Origin of the sequence: Fibrobacter sp. UWB10 (genome assembly GCF_900182935.1) — a bacterium.
GTDB classification, from domain to species: domain Bacteria; phylum Fibrobacterota; class Fibrobacteria; order Fibrobacterales; family Fibrobacteraceae; genus Fibrobacter; species Fibrobacter succinogenes_O.
In genome coordinates this window covers 326,294-341,108 of record NZ_FXUE01000002.1, presented here as the reverse complement: position 1 = coordinate 341,108, position 14,815 = coordinate 326,294, and the positions used below count along the sequence as shown (strand labels likewise).

Here is a 14,815-nt window from a genome sequence, read left to right as displayed (position 1 = left end):
GCCTACCTCACCTTTGCCCATGTGGTTGCATACTTGGCGCTACCTTGGCGAACCATAACGCGGTACAGGCCATTTGCCTTCACCAAGTTCGACAAGTCAACTTCACCACCCGCAATCTTGCGAGCCATCAAGCGACCGCGCATATCGAACACATCAATACGGGCATTACTGCCATTAATTTTCAAAACATTGCCATTCAACTGAGCAAATGCAACCTGCGTAGAAGCCATTGCAATAGCTGTTTTCGAAGTATCCTGTTCTTCGCAGCCTTCGCTTACGCGGCAAACGCCGTCGATACTGAAACCGAAGGCATCCAGATTCGGAGCGCCATCGCTTGTAAGCGACATAATCTTGAGTTCGGCTTCACCTTGCGGGGCATCCATCACCACGTAGGCGGTATCCCATTTGTCCCAACCTCCCGTCGGCGGTGCACTCACGAGGTAGTCATGGTCCAAATAGGCATTGAACATACGATCCGACGATCCGCCGTTTGCATAGCGCACCGCAAGCGTCACGTAGCCTGCGCCTGGGAACTTGACCTTATATGCGGCAAACGAGGCATTCGTATTATCCAGATTGTAATAGCCTTCGCCCGTAAAGCCAGTCCATTCGTTCTGAGTCCAGCCAATTCCAGCCGTATCCGGAGTGCTTGCATCAAAGAATTTCTTGATATCCTTGTCAATTTTCACCGTATCCTGCGTGCTGCCTTCAATCGGGGTAAACGGAACAAAGGTCACATCGTCAAGGCTCTTCGGAGTCGTGGTCGGGAACGCAGTTAACGCAGCACCATCGCCGGTATATTTCTGCGCCGTTCCGCCCTCGTAAACCGCCGTGAACTGCGTCGAGGCACTACCCATCACGAACGTATGAATGTAAGGAGACTTCACGTTCGAACGGCTCGGGGCACCCACTTTGTTGCCGTTGCCATCGTACCAGCCCAAGAACTTCTTGCCGCTCTTCGGAATAGTCTTGAGCATCACGGTCATGCCCTTCGGGTAATAGGCGTTAATCGAAGTCGCTTCGGCAGCACCTTCGGGACTCACCTTGACTTCGACCTGGTACATGGGCGCCATATAGTCACCGAGTTTTTTCACAATCGGGTCACTGTGGGCGCGCATCTGCTCGGTAATGATTCGACCGAAAGCGTTCGCACCGTTCATCTGCAAATGCACGGCGTCAGTCTGGTCGCTTCCCAAGTTGCTGTATTCAGACTTGGTCGCATAATTGAAGACATACTGTTCCGCATAGCGTTCACCCACAGAAATCATGTAGTTCGCGACCATTTCGCTCATGTCGATAAACGGCACGTTGAGTTCTTCGGCGAGGCTCTTATTGAGCGCCGGGTAGCCGCGGTAGCTGTTATGAATCTGCGTCGGAGAATCGTAATACTTACGACGAATCGGGCTCATAATAATCGGGTAAGCGCCCTTCGCGCGGACATCGCTCACCATCTTTTTCATGTTCGAAGCAAAGAAATCTTCGGTACTGTAGTTCACGTCGTTAATACCGAACTGGATCACGACGTAGTCGCCCGCCTTGAGTTTTTCAGCGATGCAGTTGCCATTGGAGCAACCTTTCTTGAAGAACATGTCGTAATAGCCGACAGCGGTATTACCCTTCTTGTCAAGACCGCCGCCACCGAGCGACATGCCACCCTGGCCGCGATTCACGACCGTAGCCTTGGTCGGATCAAACCAAAAATGGAAATCCTGGCCCTGCCCCTGCTTGGGGTAGTAACCCTCGGCCCAGTCCTGCATGGTGGAGTCACCACACATGTAGATAGCCACTGCCGACCATGTGAGCGGAGCGACGACCATCGATGCGATTACGGCAGATTGCCAGATTTTATTAAACATCTTCATAACCAAAATCAAAAATCGCCTAGCCCCGGTCCAACATTCGAAAGACCAAGGCTAGGCAGTGAGGTGTTTATAGCTTCGAGAATTTCTTCGTCGAAACAGCCTTTCCGTCAAGCATTACCTTAACGAGATAAGTTCCCTTCGGAAGCATTTCGCGGTCAAGCGAAATCGTCGTAGAGCCTGCATTCACGTTCCGCGACACCCCCATGCGCATTGCGCCGGACATATCGTAGAAGTAGACTTCCGCAAAGCCAGCCTTGGGTGTAAAGAGCACGCCCGTAGAAGGATTGAAGGAGACTCCATTCTTGAACGGAATTACCGCAAGTGCAGTCGGATTATCAATCTTCTGCGTACCATCATAGAGTTCTACACCGTCGATACCGAAAGTGAACATGTCAAAGTTCGGGCCGCCGTCACTTGTCATCGAGGTAAACGTAATCGTATTCACGCCAGCGACAATTTTCACGTCGATCTTCGCCTCGGAATAAGTCGTCCAGGAGGCATCTGTCGAGGGGAAGCTAATCGTGCCGGCAGAAGCACCGTTCACGGTAACCGCCATATTGCGGGAAGTACTCCCACCGTTCGTGAAGCGCACCGTAAGCGTGGTCTTTGCCTCGGTCTTCGAGAAGATTTCCCAAGTGCCGTAGCTCGAAAGCGCATTGTCAAAGTTATAGTAGCCGTTCTTGAGGAAGCCTTCGTTTTCGCTCTGAGTCCAGCCCTTGCCATCCTTCGGGGTAGAGGCATCCAGTTCGGACTTTCCGTTGTTCACCACCGGGGTCGTGTCGGCAGGAGTCGGGTCCTCGCCCACTACGAAGATGCTCGGCTGCTTGAGCGACTTTACCATGTCGGGCAAGTAGTAGCCCAGGTGCGACGGCTGGTTATAGGCCGTATTTTGAGACGCAACCGCCGTGCGGTAGGTGGCATCGTGCATCAGCGTGTAGACACGAAGTTTGCTTTCTACCGGGGTCGAAACGATGTACAGCAACGTCGGATCCTTTTCGCTACGCACTACCATTTCTTCGCGCCAGTCGCCAAAGAGGTCGGCCACAAGGCTCGGGGTATTCTTGGTGCCATTGCAACCGGTAACACCGAGGGCAGATGGACCATCGAAATAAGTTTCGGATTTTTTCGACGTAGAATTGAACTTGGTCACAAAAGCGCCGTCCAAGAGTTCGTCATACTCATCGCCATCAAAATAAATGCGGAAGTTCTGAGACACTGCAGGCGTTCCAATGAGTTTGCCCTTGGCGGTTTTCATTCCACCGCCCTTTGCAGACCACATTTCATAGCCACGATATTCAGAATCAACGTCCGCCGCCATGCCACGGCCATTATCGACACCTTCGGCAGATGGCTGCGGAGTGCCCCAAATAATCTTGCCATCATTGGCACGCATTTCTTCGGTGTACTGGGCATCCTTGTGTTCGTGCACGTCCCAGGATTCAAGCCCCGGAAGATCCGGATCCAGATCACCGATGTGATGGGCATCGCCATGACCGAGGCCCGTGCGGTAACGCAGCGTTCCATCGTGGTTCAAGGCCGCAGCCCCGAAAAAGATTTCGTCGTAGCCGTCACCGTCAAGGTCCACCGCCTGAAGGCTGTGGTTTCCTTCGCCGTACAGGCCTTGGCCCGGATATTCCGACTTGTGGAGCCAGCGGAGCTTCAAGTCCTTACCGTCAAAATCATAGGCCGCCACATAGGAGGAACTGTAGTAGCCACGTGCAAAGATTGCACTCGGGTGCACTCCGTCCAGATAACCCGTTGCAGCCAAGTAGCGTTCACAGCGGTTGCCGTAGTTATCGCCCCAGTAGCCATGGGCATCCTTGCCCTTCACGTGCTGGTTAATATCACGGCTCGGTTCGTACGTAACGGTCGAAATCGCGGCACCGTCTACGCCACGGAAAACAGTCAGGTATTCAGGACCTTTAAGAATCGTACCACTCGCGTCGCGGTAATCCTTCGACTTGTCGCCAATCGCCTTGCCCGTACCGTCAATCGTGCCGTCGGCAGTCTTCACGATCATCTCGGCCTTGCCGTCGCCATCGTAATCAAAGACCTGGAACTGCGTGTAGTGTGCGCCCGCGCGAATATTCTTACCGAGGTCAATACGCCAAAGGCGCGTACCGTCGAGCTTGTAGGCATCGATGAATACCGTACCCGTATAGCCCGTCTGCGAGTTGTCGTGAGCGTTAGACGGATCCCATTTCAAAATCAGTTCGTATTCGCCGTCGCCGTCGAGGTCGGCCGTACTCACATCGTTCGGAGTGTACGTGCATTTTTCGCCGTCGGGCATCGTCTGTGCCGCGGGGACTTCCAGTTTAATCGTCTTATACGGGAAAGACTTTCCGCTGTTGGAGACCGTCTTGTCGAGCACCACGGAAACACCCTGCTTGGCACCTTCCTTGCCGCCAACTACTGCCGCGACCGTATATTTGGAAGTTGTCTTGCCGGCGGCGTCCAGGTAGTTCGTGCCACCCGTCTTACCAACGGAAGCAATTTTCTCGCCATCACGATAGAGATTGAACTCCACGTCCGGAGCGTCGGTACCCAAAAGGCGCCAACTCACGAGCATACCCTTGCCCGTGTTCGTGACAGCAAGACCGCGCGAAAGATTTTCCATCTGGCGGTTAGCAGAAAAAGCCGGAGATGCAAGCCCAAACGCCAGCACGACTCCTGCAAAAATCGTCGATGTTTTTAAACCAATACCCATATAAACTCCATTTTCTATGGCCTTACTGCTAATCTATTTCTAAAAGTTCAAAACAGAACGCAAATTATTCTTATTTGTAGTCTTTAGACAACAAGACTCTACAGCAATTCCTTTTCTAAATATAATCAAAAAATCTATAAAAAGTCCACATTATTTTAAAAATTTTCTAGACAATTTGGCATTTTTAAAAATTGTAATAAAAATAAAAAGTCTACATTTTTTCACTAATGCCGTCAAGTGTGGAAAATTACGGAATCGCCCGCAAGCCCGTCACAAGCAAAGCACCTTGTTTCAAATTAAAACACAAGCTCCTTAAAGCCTTAAACGCCGCCAAAAACGTTTCAAAACGATACTACGAATTGTCTAATAAGACCAAAACAGACACAAATCGCCCACCAATAGAACTTGGCACAGAAATTGCTTACTCTAGGGCGAAACAAAAAAAATAGTCCAGCTTGGACTAAAAAGTTCAATCAGGGCGCAAAAGCCCACAAAAAAGGAAAAGTGAAAATGATTAAGCCTCTTGCAGATCGAATCGTCGTCAAGCCGGCAGAAGCCGAACAGAAGACCTCCTCGGGTCTCTTTATCCCGGACAACGCCAAGGAAAAGCCGATGCAGGGTAAGGTCGTGGCCGTGGGCCCGGGTCGCAAGAACGAAAAGGGCGACCTCGTTGCCATGGAAGTCAAGGTCGGCGACGTGGTGCTTTACGGCAAGTACAGCGGTACTGAAGTCACCGTTGATGGCGAAAACTACCTGATCGTGAAGGAATCCGACGTCATCGCTACTCTGTAATAGCGCAACAAAAGGTTTTAATAAAAAAGGAAAAACAAAATGGCAAAGCAACTTAAGTTTGATGTAGCAGCTCGCGAATCCCTGATGAAGGGTGTGGACAAACTCGCCAACGCAGTGAAGGTCACTCTCGGTCCTAAGGGCCGTAACGTGATGATCGCAAAGGCCTTCGGTGCCCCGAACGTCACCAAGGACGGCGTGTCTGTCGCTAAGGAAGTGGAACTGGAAGACGCCTACGAAAACCTCGGCGCCCAGATGGCCAAGGAGGTCGCCAACAAGACTTCTGACGCAGCTGGTGACGGTACCACCACTGCTACCGTGCTCGCTCAGGCTATCACTCGCGAAGGCCTCAAGAACGTTGCCGCCGGCGCAAATCCGATGGACATCAAGCGCGGTATGGACGCTGCTGTCGAAGCCGTGATTAAGGAAATCGGCAAGATGGCCGTGAAGATCAACGGCAAGGAACACATTGCCCAGGTCGCAACGATTTCTGCTAACAACGACCCCGAAATTGGCGAACTCCTCGCCAACGCTATGGAAAAGGTCGGTAACGACGGTGTGATCACCATCGAAGAATCCAAGACTGCTGAAACCATTCTCGACGTTGTCGAAGGTATGCAGTTCGACCGCGGCTACCTCTCTCCGTACTTCGTCACCAACACGGACAGCATGGAAGTGGCCCTCGAAAACCCGTACATCCTGTTGTACGACAAGAAGATTTCTACCATGAAGGATTTGCTGCCGATGCTCGAACACGTTGCTAAGCAGGGCAAGTCTCTCCTCATCATCGCCGAAGACGTCGATGGCGAAGCACTTGCAACGCTCGTTGTGAACAAGATGCGCGGCACCCTGAAGGTCGCAGCCGTTAAGGCTCCGGGCTTCGGCGACCGTCGTAAGGCAATGCTCGAAGACATCGCTATCCTCACTGGCGGTATGCTGGTTTCCGAAGACACTGGCGCCAAGCTCGAAGACGCTCCGGTGACCGTGCTCGGCCAGGCCAAGTCTATCACTATCACGAAGGACAACACCACGATCGTCGAAGGTGCTGGCGACGCCGCTTCTATCAAGGCCCGTATCGGTCAGATTAAGAAGCAGATCGAAGCTACCACGAGCGACTACGACCGCGAAAAGCTTCAGGAACGCTTGGCCAAGCTCGCTGGCGGCGTAGCTGTGATCAAGGTCGGTGCTGCTACTGAAGTTGAAATGAAGGAAAAGAAGGACCGCGTCGACGACGCTATGCACGCAACCCGCGCCGCCGTCGAAGAAGGTATCGTTCCGGGTGGTGGCGTTGCCCTCATCCGCGCCGAAAAGGCCATCGATTCCCTCAAGTTTGATAACGCCGACCAGAAGACTGGTGCCGCTATCATCCGCCGCGCTATTGAAGAACCTCTCCGTCAGATTGTCCAGAACGCAGGCCTCGAAGGCTCTGTCGTGGTGAACAAGGTGAAGGAAGGCAAGGACAGCTTCGGTTACAATGCGAAGACTGACACCTACGAAGACCTCATCAAGGCTGGTGTGATTGACCCGGCCAAGGTGACTCGTACGGCCCTCAAGAACGCCGCTTCTATCGCTTCGATGATCCTCACGACTGACTGCGTGATCGCCGAAAAGAAGGAACCGAAGCCGGCAGCTCCTGCCATGGATCCGTCCATGGGCATGGGCGGCATGATGTAATCGGCCAAATATCTCCTTATGGACGTCCGGTTCTGTGAACCGGACGTTTTTTTTGTGTATGATTTTTTTGATTCTTAACGGCGGGAGTCTGCTCGGCAAAGGCGCTTTCTCGGCGGGATGCTTCTCCGCTTTGCGGAGAAGCTCCGGCTTCGGCTCAGCATTGCCCGAGCAAACTCGGTCGTTGCGTTCGCCTTACGCAGAGGTCGAACCCTTCGGGTTCGCTCCCTCCTACAAAAATAAATAGCCTAGACACCGTAAAGGTGTCTAGGCTATTCATACTCGAGGCGGGATTCGAACCCACGACCCATTGCTTAGAAGGCAATTGCTCTATCCAACTGAGCTACGCGAACAATTGTGAATTGTTCCAGCTATTGGATAGAATTTGCCGTTTTTCGTTCAAAATCGCCAAATTTCAGCCAAAAGCGCCAATTTCTCTGCGGAGTAATCTGAGGAGTCCTCTGTGGAGTATGCGTGCTGTTTTTTTCGGCCATCATCGTGTATTTTCCCAGTGTTGATGCGGTTTCCCGGCATTTAAGCACCACCAAAACAGCACGCGAAGGCTCAATTTTATGACACGAATATAGCACGCGTGCTGGTTTCTGTCAAGCACGTTTTGGGTATTCATGAATCCAACCAACACCACAAACCATAAGGGCTTGAAAGCAAAGCACCAGCACGGGTGGTCAGCACGCGAACAGCACGCTTTAAATTTGCCGTTAAATACAAAAAGGCGCCAGTCATCTTGACTGGCGTCCAATTTCCTACCGTCGGCGGGAGTCGAACCCACGACCCGTTGCTTAGAAGGCAACTGCTCTATCCAACTGAGCTACGACGGCCCGGCCTCATCTTTGAGGTGCCTCCAAAGATAACAAAACTTTGCTCATTTGTCACCCGGTTTTGCTTTGCAAGTTTGCAAAAATACGCAAATTTCGCCTTCAAAGCGTTTGCTCCACAAACACACAAAACCAATTCAAGGCGCCTCCTAAATGACTATATTTTCAGGCGTACAACATCCACCACTGAGTTTTACATGGACAAGCCGCTTCAGTACTTCGTCGTTCGATCCCCGTTCGCCCAACTCATCGTTACGGGAGTAAAAACATTCGAATATCGCACCAATGCAAAGACATTCGCAAACAAGCGCCTAGCCGTGGCTATATCACAATACACAGCCACAGACAACGACCTAGAAGCCGAATTCGGATACTGGCAGAAGCAGTTGAGCAAATCCATTAAAAAGCAGTCTGCTAGCGAACAGGAAGCGGCCCAGGAAGCATTCCAAAAGGCTTGTCGCAAGGCAAAGACCTTGTTTGGCAAGACCAACGGATCCGGCATGATTATCGGCGAAGTGGAAACTGGCGATGCAATGGAGTCCAACGGCGATTTTGGAGTCCCTATCCTTAGTTTCAAGTTGTGGCCCGAATCCGAATGGATCAAGTCGCCGGGTGGTCTCGGCATCCGTTATATGCCCGGAGTGGAGCACGAAAGCGAAATCAAGATGGATTATAGCAACGCCTACAAATCAACATTCACCCGCATACTCGACAAGTATCGTCAGGACTCGCTATCCCAAAAGCAAAAGGGGTACAAGTTCGAACTGTTGATGCAACGCTATTTGCAAACGGACCCGATTTTTGCAAGCAGTCTTTCGAATGTTTGGCTTTGGGAAAACTTCTTTGCTAAGGACCAGTTTGGCGGCAAGGATGTCGGCATCGACCTTGTGGCCGAAACGACTGGCGGAAACTACTGGGCTATTCAGTGTAAGTGCTACAAGGCAGACGCTATCATCGACAAGCCCGCTGTAGATACATTCCTGGCAACATCAGGAAAGACATTCAAAGATAAGGACGGAAACAAGGTCCACTTTGCGTACCGCCTATGGCTTGACACAACGGAACACGGTTTCAATAAAGAGGCGTTGAACTCGCTTGAAAATCAGGACCCGGAATTCCACCGCGTCGGACTTTTAGAGCTTGAAAATGCCATGGTGGATTGGGACCGCCTCGATAAGGGCTCCAGTGGCGAAAACGCCCAGGTGCAAAAGAAACAGCCCCGTGACCATCAAAAAGAAGCCATTGCAAAGGTCCATGAGTATTTCAAGGACGAGAAGCATGAGCGCGGCAAACTCATTATGGCATGTGGAACAGGAAAAACCTACACCTCACTCTGCATAGCCGAAAAGGAAACCGACAACAAGGGAACAATCCTGTTCCTGGTCCCCTCTATCGCGCTTTTAGGCCAAACCCTTCGCGAATGGACCGCCGATGCAACAAAGCCGATTAAGCCCATCTGCATCTGTTCCGACACGGGCGTTTCCAAGAAAGTCCATATAAGCGGAGAAAACGAAGGCGACGGCTACAGCGTCACAAGCCTTGCTTTGCCAGCATCCACAGATGTGAACTCCATCGTCAAGCAGTTGGAAATAGCCCGTTACAAGAAAGGCGGCATGACGGTCGTTTTTAGCACGTACCAGTCAATCGATGTAATTTCCAAAGCTCAGAAGAAAATAGGCGCCAGTTTTCAGTTTGACATGATCATCTGTGACGAGGCGCACCGCACCACAGGCGCAACCCAATTAGGCGCCGAGGCCTCGAACTTCGTCAAGGTTCATGACCCGGATTTCTTGCGGGCAAAGAAACGCGTCTACATGACAGCAACGCCACGCCTTTACAGCGAATCCAGTAAAAAGAAGGCTGAAGAGGGTTCTGTCGAAATATGCTCTATGGACGATCCGAAACTTTACGGCGAAGAAATGTATCGTATCGGGTTCGGTGATGCCGTCAACAAGGAACTTCTATCTGATTATAAGGTCCTTGTCCTTACCATTGACCCGCTCGCGATGAGCGAAAGTCTGCAACTCTCCCTAGCGACCAAAACAGGCGAAATGCTCACCGATGACGAAGCGAAGCTGATCGGCTGTTTTAACGCGCTCTCTAAGATTACGCTTGTCGATGACCGCCAGCTGAAAGATACAGACCCGCAACCCATGAAACGCGCGGTGGCGTTCTCGCAGAACATCAAAGTTTCTAAGGAAATCGTCTCGCAAATCAACGAATTAAAGGATTCCTATTACGAAGCCCTAACACCCGAAGCGCAAAAGCAAACCGTTCGCGTATCGGCAATGCACATTGATGGCGGCATGGGCGCCACCCAGCGTGAGGAACGCCTGGCATGGTTAAAGGCGGACATCGAAGACGGAGAATGCCGCATATTGAACAATGTCCGTTGCCTAAGCGAGGGCGTGGATGTTCCGAGCCTTGATGCCGTTCTGTTCCTGAGCGCCCGCGATTCCGAAGTCGATGTGGTGCAGAGCGTGGGGCGCGTGATGCGAACGGCGCCCGGCAAAAAATACGGCTATATCATTATCCCGGTAATTGTCCCATCCAACGAAAAACCGGAAGAAGCACTGAACAACAATGAGCGTTTCAAGGTCGTTTGGAAGATCCTGAACGCCTTGCGCGCCCATGATGACCGCTTTAACGCGATGGTCAACAAGATTCAGTTCAACACCCCGCAAAAGGGCAAAAGCATTACAGGCGGGCGCATTGGTGTTGCAAGCGGCCTCCCCGGAAGCGATGTTGAAAATCTGTCTCCCGAGCAAAGAAAAGTCCAGCAGGAATTGCAAGACCAGATTGAAATGCGATTCCAGGAACTTCAAGGCGCCATCTATGCCAAGATGGTCGAAAAGGTTGGAAGCCGCCGCTACTGGGAAGACTGGGCGAAGGATGTCGCCGATATTGCCAAACGCCACGAAGACCGAATCCGCAAACTCATTGCCCAGGACGGCAAGCCCAAAGCGCAGTTCGAGAAGTTCCTTGCGGCATTGAAAAAGAACCTGAATCCCGGCGTAAACGAGGAACAGGCAATAGAAATGCTATCGCAACATCTGATTACAAAGCCCGTATTCGAGGCACTGTTTGAGGATTACGATTTTGCGAAAAACAACCCGGTTTCCAGGGCCTTACAGCGTGTCATCAACGCCGTGGAAAGCACCACCGACGATGTAGATAAGAGCAGTCTCGAAAAGTTCTATCAGAGTGTCAAATTGCGTGCGGAAGGCGTAGAGAGCGCCGAGGGCAAGCAAAAAATCATTATCGAACTCTACGACAAGTTCTTTAAAAGCGCACTCCCCAAGACCGTCGAGAAACTGGGTATCGTCTATACGCCTGTGGAATGCGTCGATTTCATTCTCCATAGTGTCGATGATGTGCTCAAACAGGAATTCGGGCGTAGACTCACGGACGAAAATGTGAACATCATCGACCCGTTTGCGGGAACTGGAACTTTTATGACCCGCCTAATTCAAAGCGGTCTCATAAGCAAGAAGGATTTGGAGCGCAAGTTCACGAAGGAACTCAAGACGAACGAAATCGTGTTGCTGGCCTATTATATCGCAAGCGTGAACATAGAAAATGCCTATCACGATGTTATGGGCGCCTCTGATTATACGCCGTTTGAAGGAATATGCTTGACTGACAGTTTCCAGTTGGGCGAAAAGGATTATCAAGAAGACCTTAACGATGAAGTGTTCCCCGTAAACGGTCCACGCGCAAGGGCACAAAAGAAAGTGCCCATCCAGGTGGTAATCGGCAACCCACCTTATTCTGTGGGGCAGAAATCCGCAAATGATAATGCACAAAATCAGAAATATCCCGATTTGGATAGCCGAATAGATCTGAAATACGCACAGAATAGCACGGCAACAAATAAAAACTCGCTTTACGATAGCTACATCAAGGCATTCCGTTGGGCAACGGATAGGCTTGATCCTAAAAACGGGGGCGTTATAGGCTTCATTACCAACGGCAGTTGGATTGATGGAAACGCCATGGATGGGTTCCGCAAGAGCCTCGAAAACGAATTCAGCAAGATATATGTTTTCAATCTACGAGGCAACCAACGCACCAGCGGTGAACTTTCCCGAAAGGAGGGCGGCAAGATATTCGGCAGTGGATCCCGCACCCCTGTAGCCATTACCATCCTTATCAAGCAACCGACCGAAACTAAAAAAGCTGTCATCAAATACTACGATATTGGCGATTATCTATCTCGCGAAGATAAGCTGAAAATCGTCAAAGATACCGAAAGCATAACGCACCTTGAAATGACGGTACTCCATCCTAACGAACATGGGGACTGGATCAACCTTAGAAACGAAAGTTTTGGCAAATGGACGCCGATAGGTGACAAAGACGATAAAGCAAATAGTAAGACCTGGTTCTTACCTGTGTATAGCCGAGGCCTAGCGACAGCGCGTGACGCCTGGTGCTATAACTACTCAGAAGCAAAATTAGAAAGACAATTAAAGAAATCCATCAACTTCTACAATGAGCAACGACTGAATTTTGTAAAGGAACGTGAATTAAAGCCCAAATTAACGGCAAAGGAATTTGTCACTTACGATGTGACAAAACTTTCCTGGAACCGCGGAATTTTAAATTACTGCGAGCGAAATAAACCGATTGATTTTGAAGATAATTCCAAAAGAACTTCATGTTATCGTCCATTCTGCAAACAAAACGGTTATTTCAATGTTGCAATGAACGACATGACATATCAATTAGATAAGTTGTTCCCTACACGGGAACACCAAAACCTAGTGATATGCACAACAAGTCCTGGCGATAAAAACTTTACAGCGTTAATAACCGACTGCATTCCAGATCTTCACTTGGCCGCAACAACGCAATGTTTCCCGCTCTACTATTACGAAGAACCCAAGACAACGGGCCAAACAGACATCTTTGCATCCAACGAAAAATATGTCCGCAAGGATGCCATCAGCGATTACATTCTAAAACAGGCACGAACGCAATATAACGACCCCAAAATCCGCAAAGAAGATGTTTTCTACTACATCTATGGATTCCTGCACTGCGAAGAATACCGCACCGAATTTTCCACCGACTTAACGAAAATGCTCCCTCGCATCCCGCTTGTCGATACCGCAGACGATTTTTGGGCGTTCAGCAAGGCGGGCCACAAACTCGCCGATATCCACCTGAATTATGAACAGGCGGAGCCCTACAAAGCGCTCATCGTCTCAGCAAGCCAGGTGGCCTCCGAACTCCCGATGTTTAGCGGGATGGCGGCAGATGTTAAGGGCTTTTACAGTGCAGAGGCTCCCGAGACACTGTATAAAGTTCGTCAGATGCGTTTCGCTAAAAAGGCTGGTTACGACAGCAAGGGCAAACCCAAGAATGTCGATGACAAGACCCGTATCATCTACAACGATAAAATTGCCATTGCCAGCATTCCTGAAGAGGCCTATGAATATGTAGTCAATGGCAAATCCGCCATCGAATGGATAATGGAACGCTACGCCATCACCACCGACAAGGCGAGCGGCATCGTCAACGATCCCAACGACTGGGCATTAGAACATAACGACCCAAAATACATCTTTAACCTGGTCCTCCGCATCATCACCGTAAGCCTCGAAACTATGAAAATCGTCAAAGGCTTGCCCAAAGTGAAGTTCTAGGGACAAAAAAGGGTTACAAAAAGCCCCAAGGCGCCCCACAGGGCACTTTGGGGCTTTTTCATTGATGGGGCCACTATGCTTTAGAGCATTCTTGGGCCAAACGATAGAAGGTGCTGTTTTTTAAACCAAGCATTTGCTGAGCGGCGCGCGCTGTTATATTACCAACCTGCCATTCAGCATAAACGGAGTCCCAATTATCCGGCTTTTGAACCGTGGGACGCCCAAATTTCACGCCACGGGCATGAGCGCTCTTGATACCCTCCGCTTGGCGGCTCTTGATCGATTGGCGTTCCTTTGCGGCTGAGAAAGCCAGCACCTCCAACACCAGGGAGGCCAAGAACCGCTTTTCAAGCCCTTGTTCTTTGCCGCTATTCAGGATCGGCATATCAAGCACGACGATATCGACCCCAAGGGTTTGCGTGATGTAGGCATATTGTTCACGGATTGACTCATAATCGCGGCCAAGCCTGTCCAAAGAGGTGATAACGAGAGTATCGCCCGAATGAAGTAGGGGCATAGTTTCAGAAGTGCCAACCAAAGTGCGATAGCCGGGCCTGTTAAAGTCTTTGCCGGAGGCCTTATCCGTAATTAGGCAACGCTGATCGGTAACATAAGATTTCAGAGCGTCGATTTGTCTGTCAAGGTTTTGATCCAGTGAACTTACTCGAGCATAGGCGTATATCATTGTTATCTCCTTTTCTACACCCATAAATATAGAATCGTTTTAATGTCAATACATGTCAAAAAGTGGTCTTATTTTTGGGACATCTGAAAAGTCCAACAACTACTTTTTCAGAGACAACTTTGAATGCTTTTCGGGCCCTTTGGGCGCCTCCGTAAAAGCACACTTTTTGGAACACCTTGAATGCCCCCCCAGGATTTTTCGTCACTTGTTGCCCTCGATCTAAAAAAACAAAAATCCTAACGGCGACCCCCCGAAAAAAAATTAAAAATTAGGGGGGGGCTAGAATTATAGAGGTGAAAATAGAACTGATAGCTCAAACTCTAACGAGCCCATTCTTCACGCAAACCGCTCTACCATGCCGCATTGGCAGAGATTCGCACTCCACAGAACAGCGCCAAGATAAACACAGCAACAACCAAACACTAGGGCATAGGCGCCCGCCCTATTCCGAATACCGCCCTGGGAGATAGGCGCCTCTTATATAGGTCCACCAAACCGCAAATCCGACATTCCATAGTAAAGGGAGAATTTGATAAGAGTCCCGAGCCAAGGTTCGAACTTGACGCACCCAATGATGTATTCGTGAATAGCCCCAGGCCATTGAAGGCAGAAAA

At 50.4% G+C, this 14,815-nt stretch carries 6 protein-coding genes and 2 tRNA genes; 3 read left to right on the top strand and 5 right to left on the bottom strand.

The features are described from left to right. Window positions 1-2: 2 nt before the first annotated feature. Window positions 3-1,862 (bottom strand): GDSL-type esterase/lipase family protein, encoded by a 1,860-nt coding sequence (locus tag QOL41_RS06030; protein ID WP_283429025.1) that lies wholly within the window; start codon window positions 1,860-1,862, stop codon window positions 3-5. Between the two features lie 67 nt (window positions 1,863-1,929). Next, window positions 1,930-4,569: a rhamnogalacturonan lyase family protein gene (locus tag QOL41_RS06025; protein WP_283429024.1), complete on the bottom strand. Its 2,640-nt coding sequence runs from the start codon at window positions 4,567-4,569 to the stop codon at window positions 1,930-1,932. 510 nt (window positions 4,570-5,079) lie between these two features. Between QOL41_RS06025 and groES the strand changes: the two genes are divergently transcribed. Both groES and groL read left to right on the top strand, forming a co-directional pair. After that, complete coding sequence (groES, locus tag QOL41_RS06020) at window positions 5,080-5,361, top strand: co-chaperone GroES (RefSeq protein ID WP_163438702.1); 282 nt, start codon at window positions 5,080-5,082, stop codon at window positions 5,359-5,361. Window positions 5,362-5,400: 39 nt separating this feature from the next. After that, entirely contained in the window at window positions 5,401-7,032 is a 1,632-nt protein-coding gene (gene groL, locus QOL41_RS06015; protein ID WP_173654041.1) for a chaperonin GroEL, read from the top strand. Window positions 7,033-7,308: 276 nt separating this feature from the next. Here the strand turns inward: groL and QOL41_RS06010 are convergent. Both QOL41_RS06010 and QOL41_RS06005 read right to left on the bottom strand, forming a co-directional pair. Then, a tRNA-Arg gene (locus tag QOL41_RS06010) sits at window positions 7,309-7,382 on the bottom strand. Window positions 7,383-7,794: 412 nt separating this feature from the next. Beyond that, a tRNA-Arg gene (locus QOL41_RS06005) sits at window positions 7,795-7,868 on the bottom strand. A 194-nt stretch (window positions 7,869-8,062) separates the two neighbouring features. Here QOL41_RS06005 and QOL41_RS06000 point away from each other — a divergent pair. Then, complete coding sequence (locus tag QOL41_RS06000) at window positions 8,063-13,516, top strand: DEAD/DEAH box helicase (RefSeq protein ID WP_283429023.1); 5,454 nt, start codon at window positions 8,063-8,065, stop codon at window positions 13,514-13,516. Between the two features lie 73 nt (window positions 13,517-13,589). Here QOL41_RS06000 and QOL41_RS05995 read toward each other — a convergent pair whose 3' ends face one another. After that, the gene (locus QOL41_RS05995) at window positions 13,590-14,225 is read right to left on the bottom strand and encodes a recombinase family protein (protein ID WP_283429022.1); all 636 of its coding nucleotides are present in this window, start codon (window positions 14,223-14,225) and stop codon (window positions 13,590-13,592) included. Window positions 14,226-14,815 lie beyond the last annotated feature (590 nt).

Bases quoted from the DNA above. Each gene is read 5' to 3' on its own strand.
- QOL41_RS06030 (WP_283429025.1), bottom strand. From the start codon at position 1,862: ATGAAGATGTTTAATAAAATCTGGCAATCTGCCGTAATCGCATCGATG.
- QOL41_RS06000 (WP_283429023.1), top strand. From the start codon at position 8,063: ATGGACAAGCCGCTTCAGTACTTCGTCGTTCGATCCCCGTTCGCCCAA.
- groL (WP_173654041.1), top strand. From the start codon at position 5,401: ATGGCAAAGCAACTTAAGTTTGATGTAGCAGCTCGCGAATCCCTGATG.
- QOL41_RS05995 (WP_283429022.1), bottom strand. From the start codon at position 14,225: ATGGGTGTAGAAAAGGAGATAACAATGATATACGCCTATGCTCGAGTA.
- groES (WP_163438702.1), top strand. From the start codon at position 5,080: ATGATTAAGCCTCTTGCAGATCGAATCGTCGTCAAGCCGGCAGAAGCC.
- QOL41_RS06025 (WP_283429024.1), bottom strand. From the start codon at position 4,569: ATGGGTATTGGTTTAAAAACATCGACGATTTTTGCAGGAGTCGTGCTG.